The sequence below is a fragment of the Sphingobium sp. R-21 genome (assembly GCF_049913335.1).
GTDB lineage: Bacteria > Pseudomonadota > Alphaproteobacteria > Sphingomonadales > Sphingomonadaceae > Sphingobium.
In genome coordinates, this window is the sequence record NZ_CP184374.1 from 3,053,307 (window position 1) to 3,078,074 (window position 24,768).

Below are 24,768 nucleotides of genomic sequence, written 5' to 3' on the forward strand. Positions count from 1 at the left end.
AATTAACGTTAAGAACCCAGCCGATGGACCGCATTCACATCCGCGGCGGCAAAGCGCTGAACGGCCGCCTTCCCATTTCCGGCGCGAAGAACGCCGCGCTCACGCTGCTGCCCTGTGCGCTGCTGACCGACGAGCCGGTGACGCTGCGCAACCTGCCGCGGCTGGCGGATGTCGACAGCTTCGGCCATCTGTTGAACCAGCTTGGCGTGTCGACGATGATCGAGGGCGCCCGTCCCGAGGATTTCGGCCGCGTCATGACGCTGCGGGCCGGCCGCGTGACCTCGACCGAAGCGCCCTATGACATCGTGCGCAAGATGCGTGCATCGATCCTGGTGCTCGGCCCGCTGCTCGCGCGCGCGGGCGAGGCGCGGGTGTCCTTGCCCGGCGGCTGCGCCATCGGCAACCGCCCGATCGACCTGCACCTGAAGGCGCTGGAGGCGTTCGGCGCGATCATCGAGATCAACGCCGGCTATGTGCGCGCGAGTCTGCCCGACGGCGGCCTGCCGGGGGGCATCTACACCTTCCCGGTCGTGTCGGTCGGCGCGACGGAGAATGCGCTGATGGCTGCCGTGCTGGCCAAGGGTAGCTGCATCCTGGAAAATGCGGCGCGAGAACCGGAGATCGTTGATCTCTGCAACCTGCTGAACGCCATGGGCGCCGACATAGAGGGCGTGGGGACCGACAAGCTTATCATCCACGGCCGCGAACGGCTGCACGGCGCGACATACAGCGTCATGCCCGACCGGATCGAGGCGGGGAGCTATGCCTGCGCCGCGGCGATCACCGGCGGCTCGCTGGAACTGGCCGGGGCATGCGCCGATGACATGCACGCCATATTGGCCGCGCTGCGCGAGGCGGGTGTCCATGTCGAGGAGCTGAAGGATGGGATCAGGGTGTCGGCTGACGGTCGGCTGCGCCCGCTGACCATTTCGACCGCGCCCTTCCCCGCATTTCCGACCGACATGCAGGCGCAGTTCATGGCGATGCTGACGCGCGCGGACGGCGCATCGGTGCTGACCGAGACGATCTTCGAGAACCGCTACATGCATGTTCCCGAACTGGCGCGCATGGGGGCCGACATCGGCGTCAACGGCCGCACCGCGGTCGTGCGCGGGGTCGACCGGCTGGTCGGCGCGCCGGTCATGGCGACGGACCTGCGCGCCTCGATGAGCCTGATCCTTGCCGGCCTTGCCGCCGAAGGGGAAACCCAGGTCCACCGCGTCTATCACCTGGACCGTGGCTATGAGCGGCTGGAGGAAAAGCTCTCTGCCGTTGGCGCGGACATCGAACGCGTCAGCGATGGTTGACGGGCGCGGGCTCGAGACCGATCGCGCGGCGCTGCTGGCGCGCTACGATCTCGATACCGGGGGCTTCGCCACGCTCGACCAGATTACCGCATTCGCCGCCGCGCTGTGTGATGCGCCCATCGCGCTTGTGAGCATCGTCGAGGATGATCGCCAGCGTTTCCTTGCCCGCACCGGGCTGGACGCGGAGGAAACGCCCCGCGACGTGTCCTTCTGCGCCCATGCCATGCAGGGTGAGGGGATATTCGTCGTCCCCGATGCCACGCAGAATCCCGGTTTTCGTGACAATGCCCTGGTCACGGGGCCGCCGTTCATCCGTTTCTATGCCGGTGCGCCGCTGATCGACAGCGAGGATGCGTCGCTGGGCGCGCTTTGCGTCATCGATGACAAGCCGCGGGACGACCTGACCGTCCTTCAGCGTCAGGGACTGTCTCTCCTGGCCCGGCAGGTCATGGTCGAGCTGGAGGGGCGCCGCCGCGACCGCGACGTGATCGCCCGGCAGCAACGGGATGCGCAGGCGGTGGCGGAAAGCGACCGGATGTTCCGCACGCTTGCCGACACCATGCCGCAGATGGTCTGGTCGACGCTGCCGGACGGTTATCACGACTATTACAATGCACGATGGTACGAGTTTACCGGCGTGCCGACGGGTTCGACCGATGGCGAGGGATGGAACGGCATGTTCCATCCTGACGATCAGGAACGCGCCTGGGGCCGCTGGCGCCGTTCGCTGGAGACCGGCGAACCCTATGAGATCGAATATCGGTTGCGCCATCATAGCGGCGATTATCGATGGACGCTGGGGCGCGCGCTGCCGATCCGGGATGAGGATGGGGCGATCGTTCGCTGGATCGGAACCTGTACCGACATCAACGACCAGATCGCGATGGTGGAAGAACGGGAGATCATTGCCCATGAGCTCTCGCACCGGATCAAGAATATTTTTTCGGTGATTTCCGGGCTGATCGGCCTGTCGGCGCGCCAGCATCCGGAAATCCGCGCCGCGGCGGACGACCTGCGCGATCGCATCATGGCATTGGGCCGCGCCCATGATTTCGTCCGGCCCCATGGCCCGAATTCCCAGCCGGATCAGGGTGACGGCCGGCTGTGGGGCATATTGGAGCAGATCTTCACGCCTTATCGCGATGCTCTGGGACCGCGCATCCGCTGTATCGGCGACGATCCTGAAATCGACGACCGTTCCGCTACGCCGCTGGCGTTGCTGTTCCACGAACTGGCGACCAACGCCGCGAAATATGGCGCGCTTTCCGCACCCGGCGGACAGGTGATGATCGAGGTGAAGGGTGAGGACGACCATATCCGCATCGATTGGCGCGAGGAGGGCGGACCGCCGCCCGCACCGGCCACCAGCGAGGGTTTTGGCAGCCGGCTGATGCAGTTGAGCGTGGAACGGCAACTGGGCGGGCGCATGACCCGGCAATGGCGGCCGGAAGGTTTGAGCCTCAGCCTCTGGATTCCAGCCCGGTCAATGAGCCGGGCGGCGGCAGGAAAGGGGTGAAGCCGGCGATTTCGGCGGCTTCCAGCTCAGGACTTTCGGCGGCGGCGAGGTGCAGCGTTTCGGCGATGCTGTGGGCGCGGAAAGGCTTGGTAATGACGCCGAGCGCAGCGGCCGAGGCGGTCCCGATCTGCGCCGGATTGGCCGTCACATAGATGACCCGGATGCCAAATTGGCTGGCCAGTTCTACGCCGATGCCCGGTCCCGTGGGGCCGTCGCGCAGGTTGAGATCGACCAGCGCGATGTCGCAATGGCGGGCAGCGTCCAATGCAGCCTGACGATCGGCCGCGATGGCGCCGACGGTAAAGCCCGCATCCTCCACGATGTGCTCGATTTCCAGGGCGACGAATATTTCGTCTTCTACGATCAGAACCTTTTTGCTCATCCCACAGTCCACGCAACCGGAGGCGTTAAATGCGCAGATCCGTCACAGGTTCCCGTGGGAGCGCAAAATTTTTCAGGCCTTGTCTGCCTCCACGCTGGTCCAGAGCGTCTCGAAGGCGGTGCCGCGCATCAGCAGGACCGAGGCGGGATAACCCGCGCCGCCAGCCTTTTGCGCGGTGGCGGTCGCATTTTCCACCGCCGCTTCCTGCGTCGCGAAAGGGCCATAATAGCGATTGTCGAGATTGATCTTCCAGACGCCCTCATGTTCGAGGACGATGTAGCGGGCATGGGGCAGGGGCATCACATTATTCCCAAATTCGAGGTCTGAGGGTCGACGCATACCGGCGGGCAAAGCTCCAGGCCAAGGCCCGCACGGCGGCCCGTCCGCAGCAGGACAGGGGGCTGGCCTCCAGGTTCGGCCTGAACTGTGCTCCATCTCGACATGGTCTACAAAACCTCCGTATTATAATGGTGCCATGCCATGATGGCGGCCGCGCCGCGATGGGGGCGCCAGCGTTCGGCGACGTCGCGGGTCAGCTTCTCGCTGGGCCGCTGAGCGAGGCCCAATATCCGTCCGATCTCGATCTGCACCGCGAGGTCGCCCGCCGGCCAGACATCCGGCCGCCCTTCGGCGAACAGCAGGTAGATTTCGGCCGACCACCGCCCGATCCCCTTGACCTGCACCAGTTGCGCGATCGCTTCCTCATCATCCTGGGGCAGATTGTGCAGGTCGATTTCGCCGCTGACCACCAGTTCCGCCAGGCTTCGGGCATAGCCCTGCTTCTGCCGCGACAGGCCGCAGGCGCGCAACGTATCGAAATCACGGGCGAGAAGGGTGTCCGGCGCGCAGCCTGTGCCCAGTTCGGCTTCCAGCCGCCGCCAGACCGCCCCGGCCGCGGCAACGCTCACCTGCTGGCCGACGATGGTGCGCAGCAAGGTTTCATAACCTGGCTCGCGGACGCGGGGCGGCGGATAACCGACCCGGCCGATGGCCGCGGCGAAACCGGGTTCCATCGCAGCTATGATATCCAGGCTGTTCCGCAACGCTTCTGCCGTATTCACCATGATTTGTCGCCTGGCCCTTGATTTCCTGCTGCTCGTCCGACATGAGCGGCGGGAAAAAATTAGAGGGACTTGGGTACATGGCGAAACTGATCGTGGTCAACCGCGCGGGCGAAGAACAGACGGTGGAGGCGGACAGCGGCCTTTCCGTGATGGAGATCATCCGCGACAACGGATTTGACGAACTGTTGGCCCTCTGCGGTGGCTGCTGTTCCTGCGCGACGTGCCATGTCTTCGTCGACCCTGCCTTCACCGACAGCCTGCCTGCGATCAGCGAGGACGAGAACGACCTGCTCGACAGCTCCGATCATCGCAACGAGACGAGCCGCCTGTCCTGCCAGTTGCAGTTCAACGATTCGCTCGACGGTCTGCGCGTGACGATTGCGCCGGAAGATTGAATCCGGTCGCTGGTGACCAATCCCGAACATTCCCGTCCCGCATGCGGAAGGGCCGGGATTGGCGCGAGCGCGCGATGATCCGCGTCAGCCGATGAGACCTGTGCTGCGTTGAATCTGACGCAGCATGGCTTTACGGCCTGAACTTCAGGGTGGCCGCCGGTGCTTCGCTGGTCAGGGGCGTCACCTTCCAGACGATTCGTTTCCCTTGCGGCGTGTCCTGCGCGCCGTCTTCCTGGTTCTGGCTGACGATCTCTGCATTGGTGGTGAGGGTGAAGGTGCCGTCCAGCGCCTTGGCGGCATCGTCATTGCCCCCGCCCATCGGACCCTGGCTCTTGTCATAGCCATTGGAATAGCCCGGCGCTTTCACCCGCGCCCGGTCTTCCCCGCGCAACTCCACGACGACGAAGGGCAGCACGATCTGCGCATCGCTGTTGAAGGGGAACAGGAAGGCGTGGGTCAGCCGGCCGCTGATCGCATAGTCGATCTCGAACCGGTGATTGCCCATGTAGCGGGCCGACCGGAATCCCTTTTCCTTCAGCAGCGCTGCGGCGATCGCCTGCATCTGCTGCTCGTCATTCTTGTCGTCCTTGACGTCGAAGCGCTCTTCCGTCTTGCCCTGCGTCTTGGACTGGAGCGCCGTATGCAGGCTGCTCTGCTGGTCCTTCGGCGGTGCGCCGTCGATCGGATCGTCATTGCCGGGCATCGAACCCAGGCCCTTGCCCATGTCCGATGCCAGGATCTCGCCCTTGTAGGTGAAGCTGAAGCTCCGGTCCGCCCGGATATCCAGCGTGGAGTCGAACTTGCCCGGCGTCACCAGGCAGGCCGAGAGCAGCAGACTGGCCGCCAGCACAACGGCCGAGCGCAGAAAAATCATCACGATCGAAACCCCTGTCGTCCGTGGCCCCGGGCCGCTACCGGCTGGCAGCGGCATAAAGGGCGATTGCCGCGGCATTGGAGACGTTCAGGCTCTCCATGCGCGGGCTGATCGGCAGCTTAGCCAAAATGTCGCAATGCGCCATGCTGTTGTGGCGCAGCCCTTCGCCCTCGGCCCCCAGCACCAGCGCGACGCGGGACGTGCCGATCGCCTCGCCCAGCGTCTGTTCCGCCGTGCCGTCCAGCCCGATGCGCCAAAAGCCTGCTTCCGCGATTTCATCGAGGGCACGGGCAAGGTTCACGACCCGCACCCAGGGCACGATTTCCAGCGCGCCGGATGCCGAGCGCGCCAGCACGCCCGATTCGGGCGGAGCATGGCGGTCCTGCGTGACGATGCAGAGCGCGTCGAACGCGGCGGCGGAGCGCAGGATCGCGCCGACATTGTGCGGGTCGGTCAACTGGTCCAGCACCAGCACGGGACGATGATCGTCCCGCCCGGCCTCCAGCGCGTCGCCCAGCCAGACATCGTCCAGCGGCTCTACCTCCGCCACGATCCCCTGATGCGGCGCGTCGGACGGCACCATGCGGCCCAGATCCGCCCCGTCGGCATAGACGATGGGCAGGACCGGCGGCAGGTCGAGCGCGTTCAGCGCCTCCCGCGTGCCCCAGATCTTGCGCACCACCCTGTCCGGATTGGCGAGCGCGGCGATGACGGCATGCCGTCCATAGAAGCGGGGAAAGGTCCCTTTGGCCTTTCCGGTGCGATTTCCTCTTTTCATGGAAGCGCTCTTTTCACATTGGACCATTGACAGGCAAGTCTCCTTTCGCCATTGGAGCGCCCTCCAGCCGATCGGGGCTTCTCCGAATATGGTTAGGCGACTGGACAGGTGGCCGAGTGGTTAAAGGCAGCAGACTGTAAATCTGCCCGGGTTTCCCGTACGCTGGTTCGAATCCAGCCCTGTCCACCATCGCCCCGCCATCCCTGCGTCCCCGGCTGAACTGATCGGCCCTGAGGCTCGGTCCATCCCTCCGCCGGTTGCTTTCTTTCATGCGTTGACGGGATAGGTGCGGTTCATCCGGAATCAGTTACGCTCCCCCTTGATGACCCCGATCCCTCCCGTAGCCCGCCGGGCCGTCCTGACCGCCGCCCTTGCCGGCTTCCTGACGCTTCCGCTGCCCCGTCGCGCGCTTGCCGCGACGGAGGTCGAGCGCGTGGACGATCTGATCGCGCGCATGACCATCGAGGAGAAGGCGGGACAGATGACCTGTCTGGCCGACAGTTTCCGTCCCTATAACCCGCCCAATCCGCAGACCGGCATCCAGAATGAAAGGCAGCTTGCCGAGGAGATCCGCAAGGGGCGTGTGGGATGCCTGTTCAACGGCATAGGCGTGGCGGGCGCGCGCCGCGCGCAGGAGATCGCGGTCAGGCAGAGCCGCCTTGGCATTCCCCTGCTGTTCGCGGGCGACGTGATCCATGGGCTCAAGACGATCTTCCCGGTGACGCTCGCCGAAACGGCCAGTTTTGATCCTTCGCTGGCGGAGCGCACGGCGCGCGCGATGGCGGTCGAGGCCACGGCGGCCGGTCTGCACCTGACCTTTGCGCCCATGGTCGACGTCGCCCGCGACCAGCGCTGGGGGCGTGTGGTCGAGGGCGCCGGGGAGGATGTCTATCTGGGCGGGCTGTTCGCCGCCGCCCGCGTGCGCGGCTTCCAGGGGCGGGACCTGCGCCGCGACGACAGCCTGCTTGCCTGCCCCAAGCATTTCGCCGCCTATGGCGCGGTCGCCGGGGGCCTGGAATATGGCAGCGTCGACATCAGTGACGAGACGCTGCGCGAAACCCATCTTCCGCCCTTTGGCGCGGCCTTCGCGGCGGGGGCGCTCACCACCATGGCGGCGTTCAGCGAGATCAACGGCGTGCCGGCGACGGCCGACCGTGACCTGCTGACCGACATGCTGCGCGGGGAGATGAAGTTTCGCGGCTTCGTCTTTTCCGACTATACGGCGGATGAGGAACTGATCGCCCATGGCTATGCCGAGGATGAGCGCGATGCCACCCGCCTCGCCATCCTGGCCGGGGTGGACATGTCTATGCAGAGCGGCCTTTATATCCGCCATATCCCCGATCTGGTGAAAAGCGGCGCCGTGCCGATGGAGACGGTGGACGTCGCGGTCCGGCGCATCCTTTATGTGAAGACGGCCATTGGGCTGTTCGACAATCCCTGGCGTTCCCTGAACGAGGAAGCGGAAAGGAGTCGTATCTTCACGCCCGGCCATCGTGCCCTGGCGCGCGAAGCAGCCGCGCGTTCGGTCGTGCTGCTGCAGAATAACGGCGTCCTGCCGCTCGATCCGGCCAAGGCGCAGACCATCGCGCTCATCGGTCCCTTCGGCGAGGACAGGGAGAATGTCTACGGCCCCTGGGCCTTTTACGGCGACAAGGGAAAGGGCGTCGACATCGCCACCGGCCTGCGCGCCGCCATGCCCGATCCCGGCCGATTGCTGATCGCCCCGGGCAGTGGCATATTGACGCCCATCGACGGCGGGGTGGCGAAGGCGGTGGAGACCGCCAGGGCCGCCGATGTCGTCATCCTCGCCATAGGGGAATCGCAGGACATGTCGGGCGAGGCGCAATCCCGCACCGCCATCGAGATTCCGGTCGTGCAGCAGGCGCTGGCCGATGCGGTGGCCGGTACGGGAAAGCCGGTCATCGTCCTCCTTCGCCACGGCCGGGCGCTGGCGCTGCATGACGGCGTCGCCAATGCGCAGGCGATCCTTGCGACCTGGTTCCTGGGGTCGGAGTCCGGCCATGCCATAGCGGACATCCTGTTCGGCAAGGAGAATCCCTCCGCCAAGCTGCCGGTCAGCTTTCCCTGGGAATCGGGGCAGGAACCCTTTTTCTACGACCGCAAGTCGACCGGGCGCCCGGTGATCGACAATCGCACCGAATATCGATCGCGCTATGCCACGACCGACAACAGCGCGCGCTATCCCTTCGGGCACGGGCTTGGCTATAGCGAGTTCGTGCTGGAGGACCTCAAGCTTTCGGACATGGCGCTGCGCTGGGACCGGGCGATTGAGGTGACCGCCCGCCTCACCAACAAGGGGGGGCGTAAGGGCAGCGAGGTGGTGCAGCTCTACATTCGCGACCGCGTCGCCAGCCGCACCCGCCCAATCCGCGAACTGAAACGCATCGCGCGCGTGACGCTGGACCCCGGCGAGAGCAGGACGGTTCGATTCTCCCTGTCCCGCAACGACCTGCAATTTGTCGGCGCGGGCAACCGGATTATTGCGGAGCCGGGCGCTTTCGACCTGTGGGTCGGGCAGTCGTCGATCAATGGCCTGCACGCCCAGTTCACGCTCTATGCCGCATAGCGCGCAGAGGAAAATCCTCCCCACGGATACCGTGGGGAGGATTTCACGTCGTCGTCCATATGCGCCCAGGGCGCGTTTCAGAAACGTCGATTAGCGGCAATCATTCTGTTCGATGGCGCGCCCGGCCAGCGCTCCGGCGCCCGCACCCAGGATCAGCCCGGTGGTGCTCGGCCGGTCCCAGCGCCCGCCGCGGCCGATCTCCCGGCCAAGAAGCCCGCCCAGCACGCCGCCGATCACCGTGCCGGTCGTTCCCGACGAGCAGCGGGCATAGCGCGGCCTGGCATGGTAGACGCGGGGGCCGCCGTCATAACCCTCGCGATAATAGCTGTCGCGATAATGGACGGGGGCACGGTCATATTCGCGATAGTCGCGGTCATAGCCGCCGCGATAGCCGTCATCCTCCCGATAGGTTTCGCTGCGATAATAGCTGCCGTCGTCGCCGTCATAGCGCTCGCTATAATGATAATTGCTCTGCGCCATCGCCGATGAAGCGGCAATGCCGGCCAAGGCGGCACCGGCCATCGATAGTGACAGGATCATGGTCTTCAGCATGGCAACCTCGCAAAAATTCCCGTGGCGGGATCTGACAAGGACGCTTTTGCACCCGTGCGGCTTGCGCCATGCTGAATAGGGCTGTCGACAATCGTTCAGAAACATTGCCGGAAACATCACCTCGCCGCCTTCTCCTTTCGGCCGGCCGTTTTCCGACCGCTGACAATCGCGATCGGCTCTGCTAGGGGGCCGGCCATGCTGAATCTCAGGGACATCACCGTGCGCCTCGGTGGACGCACCATCCTCGATCGCGCCAGTGCCGCGCTGCCGCCGCGCAGCCGCGTCGGGTTGATCGGCCGCAACGGCGCGGGCAAGTCGACGCTGATGAAGGTGATGATCGGCCAGCTCGACCCGGACGGGGGGGCATGCGAGATGCCCCGCGACACGCGCCTTGGCTATATCGCGCAGGAGGCCCCCTCCGGCACGGCCACCCCTTTCGACACGGTTCTGGCCGCCGACAGTGAGCGCGCCGCGCTGATGGCGGAGGCGGAACATACCGAAGATCCCGACCGCCTGGGCCATATCTATGAGCGGCTGAACGCCATCGACGCCTATACCGCGCCAGCGCGCGCCGCCCGCATCCTTGTCGGCCTTGGCTTTGACGAGGAGATGCAGGGGCGTCCGCTCGACAGCTATTCGGGTGGCTGGAAGATGCGCGTGGCGCTTGCCTCGCTGCTCTTCTCCAACCCCGAACTGCTCCTGCTCGACGAGCCGTCGAACCATCTCGACCTGGAAGCGACACTGTGGCTGGAGAATTTCCTCAAAGGCTATCGCGGCACCGTGGTCGTGATCAGCCATGAGCGCGACCTGCTCAACAATGTGGTCGACTATATCCTCCATCTGGAAGGGGGAAAGATCACCCTCTATCCCGGCGGCTACGACGCATTCGAGCGCCAGCGCGCCGAACGCCTGGCCCAGCAGGAGGCTGCCCGCGCCAAGCAGCAGGCCGAGCGCGAGAAATTGCAGGACTATGTCGCCCGCAACTCCGCCCGCGCGTCGACCGCGAAACAGGCGCAGTCCCGCGCCAAGGCGCTGGCGAAGATGCAGCCCATCGCCGCCGCGATCGAAGACCCGACGCTGCATTTCGGTTTCCCCAACCCGCCCGAACTGCGCCCGCCGCTCATCACCATGGACATGGCGGCGGTGGGCTATGACGACACGCCGGTGCTGCGCCGGGTCAACCTGCGCATCGATCCCGACGACCGGCTGGCGCTGCTGGGACGGAACGGCAATGGCAAGACCACGCTCGCCCGGCTGATCGCCGCGCAACTGAAGCCGATGGAAGGCGCGATGAACGCCTCTGCCAAGATGCAGGTCGGCTATTTCACCCAATATCAGGTGGAGGAACTGGACGTCACCGACACGCCGCTTGAACATATGAGCCGGGTGATGAAGGGGGCCACGCCTGCCGCCGTGCGTGCGCAGCTCGGCCGCTTCGGCTTTTCCGGCGAGCGCGCGACGCAGAAGGTCGGCTCCATGTCGGGCGGGGAGAGGGCGCGGCTGGCGCTGGCGCTCATCACCCGCGACGCGCCGCATCTGCTGATTCTCGATGAACCAACCAACCACCTCGACGTCGACAGTCGCGAGGCGCTGGTGCAGGCGCTGAACGACTATTCGGGCGCGGTGGTGATCGTCTCGCACGACCGCCACATGATCGAGTTGGTGGCGGATCGCCTCGTGCTGGTCGACAATGGCACGGCCCAGCCGTTCGACGGCAGCCTGGAGGATTATACCGACATCATCCTGCGCAAGGCGGATGGGAATGGGAGCGGCGGAGACGCGCCCAAGGTGGACCGCAAGGCGGAAAAGCGCAACGCCGCAGAATGGCGCGAAAGGCAGAAGACGGCGAAGAACGCCGTTGCCAAAGCGGAAAAGGAAATGGCGACGCTGGCGGCCGAGCGCAGCCGCATCGACAAGGCGCTGTTCGACCCCAAATCCGCCACCGGCGTCGAGGCGAAGATGACCATGACGCAACTGATGGTGAAGCGTTCCGAGGTCGAGAAGAAGCTGGAAGCCGCGGAAGAAGTCTGGATGGAAGCCAGCGCGGCGCTGGAGGAATTGTAGACGCCCGGTTCCGGTCGTGCTTCAGCCGCCCGGCGCTTCTTCCGTCAGTGGTCCTTCCAGCCCGTCGGCGCCGGTCCGCATCTTCGTCACGATATTCCACGTCGCGATGAACAGGGCCGCGATCACCGGCCCGATGACGATGCCGTTGAACCCGAACAGGTCGATCCCGCCTAGCGTGGTGATCAGCACCACATAATCGGGAATCCGCGTATCCCGGCCGACCAGGATCGGGCGCAGGATATTGTCGACCATGCCGATCACGAACATGCCGCAAAAGACGAGGATCAATCCCTTCACCACCGCTCCGGTCACGAAGAGATAAATGGCGACCGGCACCCAGATCAGCCCGGTTCCCACCGCGGGAATCAGCGAGAACGCACCCATCAATACGCCCCACAGCAGCGCGCCCGGCAGGCCCAGCGCCCAGAAGATGATTCCGCCGATCAGTCCCTGTACGATGGCGACGACGATGCTGCCCTTGATCGTGGCGCGGGTGACGAGGACGAACTGCGCCATCAGCGCGCGGCGATAGGCGATCCGCATCGGCGCTGCCCTGTCCACCATTGCCGACAGTCGTGGTCCGTCGCGCAGGAGGAAGAAGGTGAGGTACAGCATCACGCCCAGCGCCATCAGGAAGCTGAAAGCGCTTTGCCCGATCTGCAGCGCCTGCGTGGCGACCGTGCGGAAGCTTGACGAGATGCCGGCGCTCAGCATCTCGCGCGCGGCGGCGAAATTGGTGATGCCCAGCCGGTTGAGAAAGACCGCGGCCCAACGGGGCAGGCTGGCCTGGAACTGCGCGAACATCCGCGCGAAGTTGATCTCTCCGCTTTGCACCTTGGCGTAGAAGAGGGTCGCTTCCTGCACCAGCGCCATGGTCAGGATGATGGCGGGCACGATCACGAGCGCGATGATCAGAAGCAGCGTCAGCGCCGCCGCGCTGTTCCGGTGCCGCGGCATCATGCCGATCAGGCCCTGGTTGACCGGCGCGAACAGGATGGCGGCGATCACGCCCCACAATATGGCCGCGAAAAAGGGTTCGATCACCAGCGCGAAGGCGATCGAGACAATGAGGACGAAGCCGAGGAAGACCCCATCCTCTATTCGCGTGGCTGGCGGCTCTTTGCTGTCCATCATGCTGCTTTGGCAGAAGTCCCGATGCAAATCTATCCGCGGGTCATTCCGCCTTCGCACTGAAGGCGAAGCTGACCGACACCTTGGGGTCCAGACCGCTGCTGCTGGCGCCATTGCCGACGTCGAAGGCGGCGCGGGCTATGGTGGCCGATCCCGCAACCTTCCGCGCCTTTCCGGTGCCGGAGAGGGTGAAGCGGATGCTCTGCGGCTTGCTCACGCCCTTGAGGTTCAGGGTGCCAGAGGCGCGATAGCTGTTGGCGCCGGTCTTCTGTGCGCCCCGTGCGGTGAAGATGGCCTTGGGATGCGCCGCCACGCCGAAGAATTCGTCCCCCGCCAGCATGCCGTCCTGATAGTTGTCGCCGACGCTGGCGCTCGCCAGGTCGATTTCCACGCGAATGTCGGCGCCGTCCGGATGATCCGGGTCCATCACGATCTTCGCCGTCCATTTGGAAAAGCCGCCGCTGATCGTCGCACCGCTGTTGCCGATGGAGAAGCCGATGGTCCCGCCCGGCTGCACCGTCCAGGACGGCGGCGGCCCAACGGGTTCTTCAACCGCTGCAGCATTGTCGGCTTCGGCCGGTGCCGCGGCGTTGGCGGTGTTGTCGGCGACCTGCGCTGCATTGGCGGGCGCCTCTTCCTCCACTGCCCCCACTGCCTCCGGCATGGCGGGGGCAGCCGCCGCCTTTGGAGCGGGCTCCGGCAGAATGGCGCGTCCCAGGACGAACCCCAATGCGATCAGCGCGGGCAAGGCAAAGAGCAACAGCGGCGAACGCGCCGGCATCATCCGCCAGAGCAACCCGTCGCGCATCAGCACATGATGCCGCAGCGCGCCCGCTACATGCAGCGCGAACAGCGCGATGCCGAGCCAGGCGATCAACCCGTGGCCGCCCTCCGCCAGTTCATGCGTGCTCATGGGCAGGGGCAAATGGGGCAGGGGGACGATGCCGAAGATCAGGGTCGGCACCTTGACCTTCGCGGTCGACACCAGCGCCCAGCCGGTCAGCGGCGCGCCCAGCATGAACAGATAGAGGCCCGCATGCACCGCCTTGGCCAGAGCGCCCTGCCAGCCCCCCTCGACCGGGGCAGGACGCGGTTTCCAATAGCGTATGGCGATGCGGGCGAAGGTCAGCAGCAGGATCGAGATGCCGATCGACTTGTGCCATTGAAACAGCGCAAAGCCGCGGGCGCCAAGATCTTCCAGTGCCCATCCGACGGCGATCTGGAACGCCAGCAGGGCGGCGATTGCCCAATGCAGGAAAATGGCCAGCCGACTATAGCGTTGCATCAAGACTCCCATGCGCGACAAATCAGCCGGAAGCTATGCGGCGCCCGCGGCGAAGTCCATCGCCGTGACCGGAAACAATCCGTTACCGTCATGAGCCGATGATCCCCTGCGCCTGTGTCATAAAGGTCGCAGTCCGATCAATTTCGACCCGGCGATTGCATCCCCGTCATCAGGGACTAAGACCAGAAAAAAACATAGGACAAGCAGGACATGGCCAAACCCGAATCCTGGCGGCTCCGCCCGGAAGCTTATCGTTTCGTCACCAGCATCGATACCCGCTTCCAGGACATCGATACCATGGGTCACATCAACAATGTGGCCATATCGGGCATTTTCGAAACGGCCCGCATTAGGTTCCACCATCATCTGGGCCGTCATCCGCAGGAACAGGGGGTGCGCTGGCTGGTCGCGAACGTGAACCTCAATTTCGTCGAGGAAGCCCATTTCCCCTATCCGTTCGAAGTGCACTGCGCGATCGGCCATATCGGTCGCACCAGCTGGACGATCAGTTCCGCCGGTTTTCAAAAAGGGGTGTGCGTCGCCACCGCCGACACCACCGTCGTCACCCATGGGTCGGAGGGACGTCGCACCATCGATGAAACCCTGCGCGAGGCCATGGAACGCAACTTCATCATCCGCCAGGATTGAAGGCCCTGCCCTTAGAGCGGGTTTCGATCTGATTGAATCAGATCGCCGCTCCGGTTTCCTTGTTTTCCGCGATTTCTTAACCAGCGATCGGTTCCGATCGCTTGGAAATCGCTCTAGCGAAAACCGTCCATGCGGCGGCTCCACTGGAAGGTGATGACCGCCGCCTTGGCCGGCTGGATCATCGCCAGTGCAAGCAGGATCGCCAAGCCGGGCCATAGCGCAGCCTGCACGCCCAGTGGAATGTCCAGAACCGCGTTCACCTCTATCATCAGCGGCACGAGCAGGTGGCCCAGCAGCAAGATGACGATATAGGCAGGGAAATCGTCCGCCCGCGAGGTGTCCCATGCCTGCCCGCAATGGCGGCAGGCGCCGCTGGGCTTCAGAAAGCGCGCGAACATCCGGCCTTCGCCGCAGGCGGGGCAACGTCCCCTCAGCGCCAGCGCCAGCGCCGGCCGCAGCGGCCGTGCCGCATCGTCATGGGGTGGTCCTTCGGGCATCGCATTCCCCTATGACCAAAGCGCGCGCCACGCAACATGCCGGCGCCCGGTTAAAGCTTCCGCCCCGCGCAAAGCCTGTTAAGAAGCGCCATGCGCCTTCCGGGACCGACCGAAACCTTTGTCCTGTTCGACGACGCCCGCCCGCGGGCTCCCGCCCCTGCGCGCCTCTATCGCGATCCGGTGTCGGTGATCGTCGCCCATCAATTGGCGGAGGTGCAGCCGGCGCTCGACCGGCTGGCCGAAGCGGCGGAGGCCGGGCTGCACGCGGCCGGGTTCATCGCCTATGAAGCCGGGCTGGCTCTGGAGGAGCGCCTCCGTCCGCTGGCGGAGCGGCATCGGCAGGACCAGCCGAAGACGCCGCTGATCTGGTTCGGCCTGTTCGAAGGGGTGCGCCTGATCGACCCGGCCGCCATGCCGGGCCTGTTGCCGGACCCGGCGGGCGCCAGGGTCGACCATGTCCGGCCGCTGATCGACGAGGCGGCCTATCGCGCGGCCTTTGCCCAGGTTTGTGACTATATCCGCGCCGGCGACATCTATCAGGTCAATCTGACCTTTCCCTGCGCGGCGCATTTCAAGGGCGATCCCATGGCGCTCTATGCCGCCATCCGTCCGCGCCAGCAGGCGGGCTATGGCGGCGTGCTCAGCACCGGGGAGCATAGCATCCTCTCCTTTTCCCCCGAGCTTTTCTTCACCCATGTCCGCGGTCAGTTGACGGCGCGGCCGATGAAGGGCACCGCCCCCCGCGATCCCGACCTCGCCAGCGATGCCGAACTCGTCCAATGGCTGGAGCGGGACGCCAAGCAGCGCGCCGAAAATCTGATGATCGTCGACCTGCTGCGCAATGATCTGTCCCGCGTTTCCAGCGCCGGCACGGTGACCGTGCCCGACCTGTTCAAGGTGGAGACCTATCCGACCGTCCACCAGATGGTGTCCACGGTCCGTGCCCGTCTGCTGCCCGGCCTGACGCCCGTCGATGTGTTGCGCGTCCTGTTCCCTTGCGGATCGATCACCGGCGCGCCCAAGGTCCGGGCGATGGAGATCATCGATGCGGTGGAGGCCGTCCCGCGCGGCGTCTATACCGGCTCCATGGGTTGGATCGATCCGGCGGGCGATGCCGCGTTCAATGTTGCCATCCGCACCATTTGCGTCGAAGAAGGCAGCAAGGAGGGTCGTCTGGGCCTGGGATCGGGCATTGTCGCGGATTCGGACGTCGTGTCCGAATGGGCGGAATGCCTGGCCAAGGGGCGCTTCCTCGCACCAGCCTGATTCATCGGCGCGATCAGTGATCGGCATAAGGGGTTTGCAGTTTTTCCATGGCATTGGCTGACGGACGGTTCGACCTGCTCGAAACCATGGCCTTCGATCCGGTCGAGGGCATCAGATTGCTGGAACTGCATCTGGAGCGGTTGAAGACCAGCGCGGAAGCGCTCGATTTCGCCTTCGATCGTCATGATGTGCGTAACGAGCTTCAGGCCGCCACCTTCCGCCTGCGGGAGCGCAGCCGCCTTCGCCTGCTGGTGTCGCGCCGGGGCGCCATCGCCATCGAAGTGCGCGAACATCGCACCTGGCCCCAGGCGATCATGCAGGTGGCGCTGGTCCCGCGCAATGCGCCCGCCGCCGACGCGCGGCTGGCGCACAAGACGACGGACCGATCGATCTACCGCGATGCCCTGCGGCGCGGGGGAAGCTATGAGGTGGTGATGACGGATGAGGCGGGCTTCGTGACGGAGGGGTGCTTCTCCTCCGTTTTCGTCGAGCGCGGCGACAAGCTGCTGACGCCGCCCCTGTCCCGCGGCCTGCTTCCCGGCGTGCTGCGCCGCAGCCTGCTCGACATGGGCGAGGCGGTGGAAGCCGACCTGCGTCCCCGCGACCTTGAAAATGGCTTCTTCATCGGCAATGCGGCGCGCGGCATGGTGGCGGCCTCCCTGGCGCGATGACGTGATGACCCGGCCGGGATGGATGCGCTGCAATCATCCGAACCGGCACCGTCCAACCTCATAATCTGCCGTTAGGGCCAGAGGAGGCCAACTGGCGGTTGCCCCTTCTTTCGTTGCGCACTAAGGAGCCTGCCGTCCGTATTATTGCGGGCCTTGGGGATTCTTCAGAAAGATTGTCACAATGAGCCAGACTTCCGCAGCCCTCGGTCGCATCCAGCCCTCCGCCACCCTGGCGATGAGCGCGCGCGTGAATGCCCTGAAAGCCGAAGGCGTGGACGTGATTGGCCTTTCCGCCGGCGAACCGGACTTCGACACGCCGGATTTCGTGAAGGAGGCCGGGATCGAGGCGATCCGCAAGAACCTGACCCGCTACACCGACGTCGATGGCACCGCCGACGTCAAGGAAGCCGTCGCCTTCAAGTTCAAGCGTGACAATGGCCTCATCTACAAGCGCAGCCAGATCAGCGTCAATTCGGGCGGCAAGCATACGCTGTTCAACGCGCTGGTCGCGACCGTGGATGTGGGCGACGAGGTCATCATTCCCGCGCCCTACTGGGTCAGCTATCCCGACATCGTGAACTTCGCCGGCGGCACGCCGGTGTTCATCGAGGCGCCGGCGCGCCAGGGGTACAAGATCACGCCCGCGCAGCTGGAAGCCGCGATCACGCCGAAGACCAAATGGGTCATGCTGAACTCGCCGTCCAACCCGTCGGGCGCGGCCTATTCGGCCGAAGAGCTGAAAGCGCTGGGCGAGGTGCTGCTGCGCCATCCGCATGTGCTGGTGATGACCGATGACATGTATGAACATGTCTGGTACGCGCCCACGCCCTTCGCCACCGTAGCGCAGGTGTGCCCCGAACTTTATGACCGTACCCTGACGGTCAACGGCTGTTCCAAGGCCTTCTCCATGACGGGCTGGCGCATCGGCTTTGCCGGCGGTCCGGAATGGATCATCAAGGCGATGGGCAAGCTCCAGTCGCAGTCGACGAGCAATCCCTGCTCGATCAGCCAGGCCGCGGCCGTGGCCGCGCTGACGGGCGACCAGGACTTTCTGGAGGAACGCAACGCCGCCTTCAAGAAGCGCCGCGACATGGTCGTCGCCATGCTGAACGATGCGCCGGGTCTTGATTGTCCGACGCCCGAAGGCGCCTTCTACGTCTATCCCGATGCCAGCGGCGTGATCGGCAAGACCACGCCCAAGGGGCAGGTCATAGACAGCGACGAAACGTTGATCGGCTATTTCCTCGATGAAGCGAAGGTCGCCGCCGTCCATGGCGCCGCTTTCGGCCTCTCTCCGGCTTTCCGCATCAGCTATGCCACGTCGGAAGAGGTGCTGCAAAAGGCCTGCACGCGTATCCAGGAAGCCTGCGCCGCCCTGAAATAAGGCACCGCATGCTCCAGGGAACAGGGGGGAGGGCGCCCTTTTGCCCTCTCTCCGTCCCATCAGCCTCATTTCGGAAACGGAAAATTTCCCTCGTGCCGTCTTGCAGATGGAGAGCGGGAGTCTATATCCCGTTGCGAACCGAAACTGGCTTCCCCCGTTACCCATCGCGTCCTGTGGCGCGTTGGTCGAAACTGCCTGGCGCAGCTTTGATCGGGGGCTAAGCCGCGCGACATTCATTGCCGTCCACGGGACGGCCAAGACGACCGAAAGGAAGAACGCCATGTTGGCCTTCTTGAAATCCGACCTGTTCCTGCGCTTTCTGGGCGGGTTCGCGATCGGTGCGATCGGCGTCTTCGTGCTCCAGCCGAACAGCGCGCCGCCATTGACCGGCACTGCCATGGCAGCGTCCGCCTCGTCCGTCGATCATGCGGCGCGCTGACGGCCTGGCCCTCGCTGTTCTGGCGGCGATTGCCGTCGCTTCCCCCCTGCACGCCGAACGTCCGGTCCTTGCGCCGGTGCCGGCGGTCGATGCCGTTCCGGGCAGCAAGCTCGAAACCGCTGTCTTCGCGGGTGGCTGCTATTGGGGCGTGGAGGGCGTCTTTTCCCATGTGAAGGGGGTTCATCTGGCCGTGTCCGGCTTCGCGGGCGGGCCGCGAGGCCGAAAGGTCGATTATGAGCAGGTGAGCCAGGGTGATACCGGCTTTGCCGAGTCCGTCCGCGTCACCTATGATCCCCGGCAGGTCAGCTACGGCACGTTGCTGCGCATTTTCTTCTCGGTCATAGCGGACCCGACCACGCTCAACTATCAGGGGCTTGACCACGGCACCCAATATCGCAGCGCGCTCTTCCCGCTCAATGCGGAGCAGGAGAAGGCGGCCAAGGCCTATCTGGTTCAGCTTGGCCAGTCCGGGCTCTGGGGCGATCCCATTGTCACCCGCATCGAACGCTTTTCCGGTTTTCAGGATGCGGACGCCTATCATCAGGATTTCCTGACCAAAAACCCCCGTCATCCCTATATCCAGCGATGGGACATGCCCAAGCTGACGGCGCTCAAGGCGCTGTTTCCCACATTCTACAGCGACCGCCCCTCTGCCTGAAAGGGAGACCCATGCGCGAAGTCCATGGCCGCAAGCTGATCTCGACGCTGCATGAAGATGGCCGTCTGATCGTCGAACTGATCGAAGAAACGCTCCGGCCGCCCAAGGGAGACGAAGTGCTGGTCCGGGTGGAAGCCGCGCCGATCAATCCCTCCGACCTGGGCCTGCTTCTCGCGTCCGCCGATGTCGAGAATGCCGACTATGCCGAGGGACGGATCGTCGCCCGCATGCCGGAGCCGGCTCGTCGCGCGCTGGCGGGACGCGTCGGCCAGCCCATGACCATCGGCAATGAAGCCGCGGGCACCGTCATCGCCGCGGGCGAGGCGCCGGAAGCGCAGGCGCTGATGGGCAAGCGGGTCGCAATGATCGGCGGCGGCATGTATGCGGAATATCGCCTGCTGGGCGCCGCAGGCTGCATGGCCTTGCCCGACGACGTCACTGCTGAGCAGGGTGCGTCGGCCTTCGTCAATCCGATGACGGCGCTGGGCTTTGTCGAAACCATGAGGCGGGAAGGGCACAAGGCGATCGTCCACACCGCCGCTGCCTCCAATCTGGGCCAGATGCTGGTGCGCATCTGTCAGGAGGATGGCATCCCGCTGGTCAACATCGTCCGCAACGATGCGCAGGTGGCGATATTGAGAGACCTGGGCGCAGACTATGTGCTGGACAGTTCGAAGGACGATTTCAACGCACGGCTTCAAGATGCCGTCACCGCCACCGGCGCCACCATTGTCTTCGACGCGATCGGCGGCGGCGATCTTGTCAGCCGGATTCTCCATGCCATGGAACAGGCGGCGAGCAAGGCGGCGCCCTATAGCCGCTATGGCTCCGACATTCTGAAGCAGGCCTATATCTATGGCGCTCTGGACCTGTCACCGACCATTTTGACGCGCAGCTTCGGCTTTGGCTGGAATGTCGGCGGCTGGCTGCTCTTCCCCTTCCTGCAGAAGATCGGTGGCGAATCGGCCGAACGTCTCCGCCGCCGGGTGCGCGATGGACTGACGACCACCTTCGCCAGCCAGTACAAGGCCCGCATCTCGCTTGACCAGGCGCTGAGCCGGGACACGGTGCTGCGCTACAACGCCCGCCGGACGGGGGAGAAATATCTGATCGTCCCGAACGGCTGAACCGAGGAAGCGGGCGTTTTGCTGCCTCCTTCGGTCCCGGATCGGGAGGCGCGATCTTATAAAAAGGTCGTCACTGCCGCCATGGCGCCTGCGCCGGCCAGGCCGGCCAGCAGCGCCACCAGCATGTAGCGCCAGCCGCTGCCCACGCGGATCAGCCGTACCTCGGTCAGCGGCGGCGGCGGCGGCGCGCCGCCCTTTTCCGGAAAGGCTTCCTCGATCCGCTTCACCAGTCCGGGCAGACGCTGCAGGATCCGGACATTCTCGATCAGCGCGTCGGCAGCCTTCGCCTCCGGCCCCAGTTCGGCCCGCAGCCATTCCTTCACATAGGGACCGCTTGTTTCCCACAGGTTGATGTCGGGGTCGAGCGCGGTCGCGACGCCCTCCACCATCACCATCGTCTTCTGGAGCAGCAGCAGGTGCGGCTGGGTCTGCATGTCGAAATCGCGGGTGATGGCGAACAGTCCGTCCAGCATGCCGCCGACCGACAATTCCCGCACCGGCTTGCCGCGCATCGGCTCGCCCACAGCCCTGAGGGCCGTGGCGAACTCCTCGACATTGTGATGGCCGGGCACATATTGCGCCTCGAAATGGATTTCCGCCACGCGGCGGTAATTGCCGGTGATGAGGCCGTAGAGAATCTCCGCCAGCCACATCCGCGCCCGCCGGTCGATCCGGCCCATGATGCCGAAGTCGATCGCGACGATGTCGCCATTGGCGGTGACGAACAGATTTCCCTGATGCATGTCGGCATGGAAGAAACCTTCAGCGATTGCCTGGCGCAGGAAGGCGTTGACCAGCCGCGCCGCAATCTCCTTCACATCATGACCGGCGGCGACGAGCGCGTCCCGGTCGGAGATCTTGACCCCGTCGATCCACTCCATCGTCATGACCTTGCCGGTCGTGCGGTCCCAATCGATGGCGGGCACGCGATAACCGGGCATGGCCTCCATTGCTTCGCCCAGTTCCGACGCCGACGCGGCCTCGCGCCGCAGGTCCAGTTCGCGCGCCGTCCAGCGCTTCATGTTCGCGATGACGAGCCGGGGCCGCAGGCGCGCGATCTCGCCGCCCAGCATCTCGACATGGGCGGCGGCCCATTCATAGGTCTGGATGTCGCGGTTGAACTGGTCGATGACGCCGGGACGGATCACCTTCACCGCGACATCGCGCCCGTCCGTCGTCACGGCGCGGTGCACCTGCGCGATGGAGGCGGCGCCGACCGGCACCTCGTCGAAACGGCTGTAGAGCGTTTCCAGGGGCCGCCCGAAGCTCTGCTCCATCTGCGTCCGGATGGTGTTGAACGGTACCGGGGGCAGGGCGTCCTGAAGGCGCAGCAGGTCGTTCGCCGCATCCTCCCCCACCAGGTCGGGCCGCGTCGCCAGCGTCTGTCCCAGCTTGATCGCCGCCGGGCCGATCGACTGGAACGCGTCGGCATAGCGTGGTTGCCGGGGCACGCGCGCGCCCAGCCGCGCCACCCGCACCAGCCGCCGCACCGGCGTCGGCGTCAGCGGATCGCGCTCGATTCCCGTCAGCGCGCCATGCCGCGCCAAGGTGCGGCCCCATTTCAGCAGCCGCCAGATATGCGTGAGGTGGGACGGCATCGCTATTTACGCCCTTCCCCGGCGGGAGAAGGACCGGACAGGCGCCCCATCAGATTTTCCATCCGCTATGGATCGCCACCAATCCGCCCAATATCGGCTCCACCTTCGTCTGAACGAAGCCGGCCTCGCGGATCATCCGCTCGAATTCCGGCATGGGCGGGAAGCGGCGGATCGATTCGATCAGATAGCGATAGCTGTCCTCATCGTCGGCCAGCAGCTTGCCAAGCCGGGGCACCAGACGGTGCGAATAAACGTCATAGACATCGGAAAAACCGGGCCATGTCGTGGTGGAAAATTCCAGGCAGAAGAATCGCCCGCCGAACTTCAGCACCCGGTGCGCCTCGCGCAGTGCGCTGTCGATACGGGTCACGTTGCGGATGCCGAAGGCGATGGTATAGGCGTCGAACGTCCGATCCGCGAAGGTCAGCTCCTCGGCATTCTGTTCGGACCAGATCAGCCCCTCCAGTTCCTTTTTCTTCGCCCGGTCAATGCCCACGGCCAGCATTTCCGGATTGATGTCGGATATGGTCACCTGCGCGCCATGGCGATGCATGCGGAAGGCGATGTCCCCGGTGCCGCCGGCCATGTCCAATATCCGCTCGTCCCGGCGCGGCTTCACCCGGTTGACGAACTGATCCTTCCACAGCCGATGCGCGCCCGCCGACATGGCGTCGTTCATCAGGTCATATTTGGACGCCACATTGGAGAAGACGGCGCGGACCATCCCCTGTTTTTCGGCGGCTTCGACATCGCGATAGCCAAAGGAAGCGGTTTCACTCATGGCGCACGCTCTAGAGCATTTTTCCGGGGAGAGGAAACATCTGAGATCGGGTAAAATGTCCATGGCGCGCCGCATGCGGCAACTGGCCTGTTGCCGGGCCGACCGGCGCATTACATAGAGGGCCATGCCCGAGCTTCCCGAAGTCGAAACCACCGTGGCGGGCCTGCGCTCGGTCCTTCAAGGCGCGCTGCTCGCGCGGGTGGAGGCGCGGCGCGCCGACCTGCGCTTTCCGATCCCGGTCGATCTGCGTCAGCGGTTGACCGGCGCCACCGTCACCGGCCTGTCCCGTCGCGCCAAATATGGGCTGATCGACACCGATCGCGGCGATACGCTGATCTTCCACCTCGGCATGTCGGGCCGCTGGCGAATCGATCCGGCGGAGATCGGGGCGCATGATCATCTGCTGATCGAAACCGGGGGCGGGCGGTTGCTCTCGCTCAACGACCCGCGCCGCTTCGGCTCGCTCGACCTGGTTCGCAGCGACGCCCGGGAAAGCTTCAACCCCTTTACCCGCATGGGTCCGGAACCGCTGGGACCGCAATTCACGGCAGATGTGCTGGCTGGCGCGCTCAAGGGGAAGGCGACGTCGATCAAGGCTGCGCTGCTCGACCAGCGCGTCGTCGCGGGCCTGGGCAACATCTATGTGTGCGAGGCGCTCAACATGGCGGGCATCGCCCCGACGCGCGAAGCGGGCCGGATCAGCCGCGCGCGCCTCGTCCTGCTGGTCGACGCGATTCGCGATGTGCTGGCCGCCGCGATCGCTGCGGGGGGCTCCACCCTGCGCGACTATGCGCGGCCCGATGGGGAACTGGGCTATTTTTCCAAGCAATGGCGGGTCTATGGGCGGGAAGGGGAATCCTGCGTCTGCGGCACGCCCATCAGGCGTCGTGTGGATGGGGGCAGATCGACCTTTTTCTGCCCGAAATGCCAGAAATAGCGGGACGCTGAGCGGTTGACGCACCCCGCGTTCCCCTGTAAGGGGCGCACCTTCACGAGAGCTGGTTGGCGATTCCGACGGGCTCCTCCACGAGATTTGACGAGAACCGAGGACAATAAATGGCCAATACGCCGCAAGCCAAGAAGCGCATCCGCCGCAACGCCCGCCGCGCCGAGATCAACGGCGCCCGCATCAGCCGGATTCGCACCCTGGTGAAGAAGGTCGAAACCGCCCTCGCCGCCGGCGACAAGGCTGCCGCGACCACGGCGCTCCAGTCGGTCCAGCCGGAACTCGCGCGCGGCGTTGCGCGTGGCGTGCTGCACAAGAACACCGCGGCCCGCAAGTTCGGCCGCCTGACGAAGCGCGTCAGCGCGCTCGGCTGAAGCCGACACCCTTTACAGCTCGTCAAGCATAACAGGCCCGCTCCGCATTTCGATGCGGGGCGGGCTTTTCATGTTTCGTTCACGAAAGCGTCATTTCGGAGGAAGCCAGGATTTCCGGCGATTCCCCGTCGATTCGAGACGAGCGGCGTCATATGGCCTTTATCAATATACTGAAATATAACGATAATTTTTCAACTTGGCTTTTTCCGCGGGTTTGCCGAGTCAACGCCTTTATTTCACATTTTTGACGGGCAGCGGCCTTGATCAGGCGAAGCAGCCCTGTCTATTTTGGATCTCCGGCCGCCACTCGAATCGAATTCCGGCGGTCATCAGAAGGTTGGTTGATGCATGAGATCCAGGAAAGCGGGGCTTTCCCGGAACGGGTTTCTGTGTCGTATCGCTCCTGCCTATGGGGGCGCAGTTGATGGGGGTCGACTGTTT

At 64.9% G+C, this 24,768-nt stretch carries 25 protein-coding genes and 1 tRNA gene; 15 read left to right on the forward strand and 11 right to left on the reverse strand.

Going from position 1 to position 24,768, the window contains the following annotated elements; all coding sequences use genetic code 11:
- Positions 1 to 23 precede the first annotated feature (23 nt).
- Together murA and ACN9MX_RS14725 are read left to right on the forward strand one after the other, a co-directional pair.
- Complete coding sequence (murA, locus tag ACN9MX_RS14720) at positions 24 to 1,307, forward strand: UDP-N-acetylglucosamine 1-carboxyvinyltransferase (protein ID WP_363739365.1); 1,284 nt, start codon at positions 24 to 26, stop codon at positions 1,305 to 1,307.
- The gene (locus ACN9MX_RS14725; RefSeq protein ID WP_363831017.1) at positions 1,300 to 2,823 is read left to right on the forward strand and encodes a sensor histidine kinase; all 1,524 of its coding nucleotides are present in this window, start codon (positions 1,300 to 1,302) and stop codon (positions 2,821 to 2,823) included. The genes murA and ACN9MX_RS14725 overlap by 8 nt, the downstream gene beginning before the upstream one ends.
- Here the strand turns inward: ACN9MX_RS14725 and ACN9MX_RS14730 are convergent.
- The 3 genes from ACN9MX_RS14730 to ACN9MX_RS14740 form a co-directional block, all read right to left on the reverse strand.
- Positions 2,768 to 3,205, reverse strand: coding sequence for a response regulator (locus tag ACN9MX_RS14730; RefSeq protein WP_363739368.1), 438 nt, complete (start codon positions 3,203 to 3,205; stop codon positions 2,768 to 2,770). The two genes, ACN9MX_RS14725 and ACN9MX_RS14730, sit on opposite strands and share 56 nt — an antisense overlap.
- Before the next feature lie 72 nt (positions 3,206 to 3,277).
- A complete protein-coding gene (locus ACN9MX_RS14735) occupies positions 3,278 to 3,505 on the reverse strand; it encodes a DUF2188 domain-containing protein (protein ID WP_363739370.1) in 228 nt (75 codons plus the stop codon).
- A gap of 146 nt (positions 3,506 to 3,651) precedes the next feature.
- Positions 3,652 to 4,269, reverse strand: a complete 618-nt coding sequence (locus ACN9MX_RS14740) for a DNA-3-methyladenine glycosylase family protein (protein WP_363831012.1) — start codon at positions 4,267 to 4,269, stop codon at positions 3,652 to 3,654.
- Positions 4,270 to 4,346: 77 nt separating this feature from the next.
- Between ACN9MX_RS14740 and ACN9MX_RS14745 the strand changes: the two genes are divergently transcribed.
- A complete protein-coding gene (locus ACN9MX_RS14745; protein ID WP_133653416.1) occupies positions 4,347 to 4,664 on the forward strand; it encodes a 2Fe-2S iron-sulfur cluster-binding protein in 318 nt (105 codons plus the stop codon).
- A 130-nt stretch (positions 4,665 to 4,794) separates the two neighbouring features.
- Here the strand turns inward: ACN9MX_RS14745 and ACN9MX_RS14750 are convergent, their stop codons facing one another.
- Both ACN9MX_RS14750 and rlmB read right to left on the reverse strand, forming a co-directional pair.
- Entirely contained in the window at positions 4,795 to 5,538 is a 744-nt protein-coding gene (locus ACN9MX_RS14750; protein WP_414714669.1) for a hypothetical protein, read from the reverse strand.
- A 37-nt stretch (positions 5,539 to 5,575) separates the two neighbouring features.
- Positions 5,576 to 6,316: a 23S rRNA (guanosine(2251)-2'-O)-methyltransferase RlmB gene (gene rlmB, locus ACN9MX_RS14755; RefSeq protein ID WP_426387197.1), complete on the reverse strand. Its 741-nt coding sequence runs from the start codon at positions 6,314 to 6,316 to the stop codon at positions 5,576 to 5,578.
- Positions 6,317 to 6,418: 102 nt separating this feature from the next.
- On the opposite strand from rlmB, the gene ACN9MX_RS14760 reads away from it, so the two are divergent.
- Positions 6,419 to 6,505: transfer RNA gene (locus ACN9MX_RS14760), tRNA-Tyr, on the forward strand.
- A gap of 133 nt (positions 6,506 to 6,638) precedes the next feature.
- The gene (locus ACN9MX_RS14765; RefSeq protein ID WP_426387198.1) at positions 6,639 to 8,906 is read left to right on the forward strand and encodes a glycoside hydrolase family 3 N-terminal domain-containing protein; all 2,268 of its coding nucleotides are present in this window, start codon (positions 6,639 to 6,641) and stop codon (positions 8,904 to 8,906) included.
- Positions 8,907 to 8,996: 90 nt separating this feature from the next.
- Here the strand turns inward: ACN9MX_RS14765 and ACN9MX_RS14770 are convergent, their stop codons facing one another.
- Positions 8,997 to 9,458, reverse strand: coding sequence for a glycine zipper 2TM domain-containing protein (locus ACN9MX_RS14770; protein ID WP_426387199.1), 462 nt, complete (start codon positions 9,456 to 9,458; stop codon positions 8,997 to 8,999).
- A gap of 195 nt (positions 9,459 to 9,653) precedes the next feature.
- On the opposite strand from ACN9MX_RS14770, the gene ACN9MX_RS14775 reads away from it, so the two are divergent.
- Positions 9,654 to 11,522 carry an ABC-F family ATP-binding cassette domain-containing protein gene (locus ACN9MX_RS14775; protein WP_363753111.1) on the forward strand — a complete coding sequence of 623 codons (1,869 nt, stop codon included), beginning with the start codon at positions 9,654 to 9,656 and terminating at the stop codon, positions 11,520 to 11,522.
- 21 nt (positions 11,523 to 11,543) lie between these two features.
- Here ACN9MX_RS14775 and ACN9MX_RS14780 read toward each other — a convergent pair whose 3' ends face one another.
- The gene (locus ACN9MX_RS14780; protein WP_363739557.1) at positions 11,544 to 12,653 is read right to left on the reverse strand and encodes an AI-2E family transporter; all 1,110 of its coding nucleotides are present in this window, start codon (positions 12,651 to 12,653) and stop codon (positions 11,544 to 11,546) included.
- 43 nt (positions 12,654 to 12,696) lie between these two features.
- The gene (locus ACN9MX_RS14785; protein ID WP_426387200.1) at positions 12,697 to 13,938 is read right to left on the reverse strand and encodes a cytochrome b/b6 domain-containing protein; all 1,242 of its coding nucleotides are present in this window, start codon (positions 13,936 to 13,938) and stop codon (positions 12,697 to 12,699) included.
- A gap of 210 nt (positions 13,939 to 14,148) precedes the next feature.
- On the opposite strand from ACN9MX_RS14785, the gene ACN9MX_RS14790 reads away from it, so the two are divergent.
- Complete coding sequence (locus tag ACN9MX_RS14790) at positions 14,149 to 14,586, forward strand: acyl-CoA thioesterase (protein ID WP_133653409.1); 438 nt, start codon at positions 14,149 to 14,151, stop codon at positions 14,584 to 14,586.
- A gap of 113 nt (positions 14,587 to 14,699) precedes the next feature.
- On the opposite strand, the gene ACN9MX_RS14795 is transcribed toward ACN9MX_RS14790, so the two are convergent.
- On the reverse strand, positions 14,700 to 15,083 hold the full coding sequence (locus ACN9MX_RS14795) for a DUF983 domain-containing protein (RefSeq protein ID WP_133653408.1): 384 nt from the start codon (positions 15,081 to 15,083) through the stop codon (positions 14,700 to 14,702).
- Between the two features lie 90 nt (positions 15,084 to 15,173).
- Between ACN9MX_RS14795 and pabB the strand changes: the two genes are divergently transcribed.
- The 6 genes from pabB (at position 15,174) to ACN9MX_RS14825 (ending at position 20,628) form a co-directional block, all read left to right on the forward strand.
- Entirely contained in the window at positions 15,174 to 16,349 is a 1,176-nt protein-coding gene (gene pabB, locus ACN9MX_RS14800; RefSeq protein WP_426387201.1) for an aminodeoxychorismate synthase component I, read from the forward strand.
- A 47-nt stretch (positions 16,350 to 16,396) separates the two neighbouring features.
- On the forward strand, positions 16,397 to 17,020 hold the full coding sequence (locus ACN9MX_RS14805; RefSeq protein WP_363830996.1) for an aminotransferase class IV: 624 nt from the start codon (positions 16,397 to 16,399) through the stop codon (positions 17,018 to 17,020).
- Between the two features lie 181 nt (positions 17,021 to 17,201).
- On the forward strand, positions 17,202 to 18,404 hold the full coding sequence (locus tag ACN9MX_RS14810; protein ID WP_133653405.1) for a pyridoxal phosphate-dependent aminotransferase: 1,203 nt from the start codon (positions 17,202 to 17,204) through the stop codon (positions 18,402 to 18,404).
- A 280-nt stretch (positions 18,405 to 18,684) separates the two neighbouring features.
- Entirely contained in the window at positions 18,685 to 18,843 is a 159-nt protein-coding gene (locus tag ACN9MX_RS14815) for a hypothetical protein (protein ID WP_363739389.1), read from the forward strand.
- Positions 18,830 to 19,501 carry a peptide-methionine (S)-S-oxide reductase MsrA gene (gene msrA, locus ACN9MX_RS14820; protein ID WP_426387202.1) on the forward strand — a complete coding sequence of 224 codons (672 nt, stop codon included), beginning with the start codon at positions 18,830 to 18,832 and terminating at the stop codon, positions 19,499 to 19,501. Before ACN9MX_RS14815 ends, msrA begins: the two co-directional genes overlap by 14 nt.
- Before the next feature lie 11 nt (positions 19,502 to 19,512).
- Positions 19,513 to 20,628, forward strand: coding sequence for a zinc-binding dehydrogenase (locus ACN9MX_RS14825; RefSeq protein WP_426387204.1), 1,116 nt, complete (start codon positions 19,513 to 19,515; stop codon positions 20,626 to 20,628).
- Between the two features lie 56 nt (positions 20,629 to 20,684).
- On the opposite strand, the gene ubiB is transcribed toward ACN9MX_RS14825, so the two are convergent.
- Positions 20,685 to 22,226 carry a 2-polyprenylphenol 6-hydroxylase gene (gene ubiB, locus ACN9MX_RS14830; protein ID WP_363830987.1) on the reverse strand — a complete coding sequence of 514 codons (1,542 nt, stop codon included), beginning with the start codon at positions 22,224 to 22,226 and terminating at the stop codon, positions 20,685 to 20,687.
- A 49-nt stretch (positions 22,227 to 22,275) separates the two neighbouring features.
- Positions 22,276 to 23,007, reverse strand: a complete 732-nt coding sequence (locus tag ACN9MX_RS14835) for a class I SAM-dependent methyltransferase (RefSeq protein WP_363830984.1) — start codon at positions 23,005 to 23,007, stop codon at positions 22,276 to 22,278.
- A 124-nt stretch (positions 23,008 to 23,131) separates the two neighbouring features.
- Here ACN9MX_RS14835 and mutM point away from each other — a divergent pair, with 124 nt between their 5' ends.
- Positions 23,132 to 23,944, forward strand: coding sequence for a bifunctional DNA-formamidopyrimidine glycosylase/DNA-(apurinic or apyrimidinic site) lyase (gene mutM, locus ACN9MX_RS14840; protein ID WP_363830982.1), 813 nt, complete (start codon positions 23,132 to 23,134; stop codon positions 23,942 to 23,944).
- A 119-nt stretch (positions 23,945 to 24,063) separates the two neighbouring features.
- Positions 24,064 to 24,327, forward strand: coding sequence for a 30S ribosomal protein S20 (gene rpsT / locus ACN9MX_RS14845; RefSeq protein WP_007687699.1), 264 nt, complete (start codon positions 24,064 to 24,066; stop codon positions 24,325 to 24,327).
- Positions 24,328 to 24,768: the final 441 nt, after the last annotated feature.

Bases quoted from the DNA above. Each gene is read 5' to 3' on its own strand.
- ACN9MX_RS14815 (WP_363739389.1), top strand. From the start codon at position 18,685: ATGTTGGCCTTCTTGAAATCCGACCTGTTCCTGCGCTTTCTGGGCGGG.
- murA (WP_363739365.1), top strand. From the start codon at position 24: ATGGACCGCATTCACATCCGCGGCGGCAAAGCGCTGAACGGCCGCCTT.
- mutM (WP_363830982.1), top strand. From the start codon at position 23,132: ATGCCCGAGCTTCCCGAAGTCGAAACCACCGTGGCGGGCCTGCGCTCG.
- msrA (WP_426387202.1), top strand. From the start codon at position 18,830: ATGCGGCGCGCTGACGGCCTGGCCCTCGCTGTTCTGGCGGCGATTGCC.
- ACN9MX_RS14735 (WP_363739370.1), bottom strand. From the start codon at position 3,505: ATGCCCCTGCCCCATGCCCGCTACATCGTCCTCGAACATGAGGGCGTC.
- ACN9MX_RS14775 (WP_363753111.1), top strand. From the start codon at position 9,654: ATGCTGAATCTCAGGGACATCACCGTGCGCCTCGGTGGACGCACCATC.
- ACN9MX_RS14795 (WP_133653408.1), bottom strand. From the start codon at position 15,083: ATGCCCGAAGGACCACCCCATGACGATGCGGCACGGCCGCTGCGGCCG.
- ACN9MX_RS14780 (WP_363739557.1), bottom strand. From the start codon at position 12,653: ATGGACAGCAAAGAGCCGCCAGCCACGCGAATAGAGGATGGGGTCTTC.
- ACN9MX_RS14730 (WP_363739368.1), bottom strand. From the start codon at position 3,205: ATGAGCAAAAAGGTTCTGATCGTAGAAGACGAAATATTCGTCGCCCTG.
- rpsT (WP_007687699.1), top strand. From the start codon at position 24,064: ATGGCCAATACGCCGCAAGCCAAGAAGCGCATCCGCCGCAACGCCCGC.
- ACN9MX_RS14805 (WP_363830996.1), top strand. From the start codon at position 16,397: ATGGCATTGGCTGACGGACGGTTCGACCTGCTCGAAACCATGGCCTTC.
- ACN9MX_RS14785 (WP_426387200.1), bottom strand. From the start codon at position 13,938: ATGCAACGCTATAGTCGGCTGGCCATTTTCCTGCATTGGGCAATCGCC.
- ACN9MX_RS14765 (WP_426387198.1), top strand. From the start codon at position 6,639: ATGACCCCGATCCCTCCCGTAGCCCGCCGGGCCGTCCTGACCGCCGCC.
- ACN9MX_RS14745 (WP_133653416.1), top strand. From the start codon at position 4,347: ATGGCGAAACTGATCGTGGTCAACCGCGCGGGCGAAGAACAGACGGTG.
- ACN9MX_RS14750 (WP_414714669.1), bottom strand. From the start codon at position 5,538: ATGATTTTTCTGCGCTCGGCCGTTGTGCTGGCGGCCAGTCTGCTGCTC.
- ACN9MX_RS14810 (WP_133653405.1), top strand. From the start codon at position 17,202: ATGAGCCAGACTTCCGCAGCCCTCGGTCGCATCCAGCCCTCCGCCACC.
- ACN9MX_RS14825 (WP_426387204.1), top strand. From the start codon at position 19,513: ATGCGCGAAGTCCATGGCCGCAAGCTGATCTCGACGCTGCATGAAGAT.
- ACN9MX_RS14790 (WP_133653409.1), top strand. From the start codon at position 14,149: ATGGCCAAACCCGAATCCTGGCGGCTCCGCCCGGAAGCTTATCGTTTC.
- ubiB (WP_363830987.1), bottom strand. From the start codon at position 22,226: ATGCCGTCCCACCTCACGCATATCTGGCGGCTGCTGAAATGGGGCCGC.
- rlmB (WP_426387197.1), bottom strand. From the start codon at position 6,316: ATGAAAAGAGGAAATCGCACCGGAAAGGCCAAAGGGACCTTTCCCCGC.
- ACN9MX_RS14770 (WP_426387199.1), bottom strand. From the start codon at position 9,458: ATGCTGAAGACCATGATCCTGTCACTATCGATGGCCGGTGCCGCCTTG.
- pabB (WP_426387201.1), top strand. From the start codon at position 15,174: ATGCGCCTTCCGGGACCGACCGAAACCTTTGTCCTGTTCGACGACGCC.
- ACN9MX_RS14835 (WP_363830984.1), bottom strand. From the start codon at position 23,007: ATGAGTGAAACCGCTTCCTTTGGCTATCGCGATGTCGAAGCCGCCGAA.
- ACN9MX_RS14725 (WP_363831017.1), top strand. From the start codon at position 1,300: ATGGTTGACGGGCGCGGGCTCGAGACCGATCGCGCGGCGCTGCTGGCG.
- ACN9MX_RS14740 (WP_363831012.1), bottom strand. From the start codon at position 4,269: ATGGTGAATACGGCAGAAGCGTTGCGGAACAGCCTGGATATCATAGCT.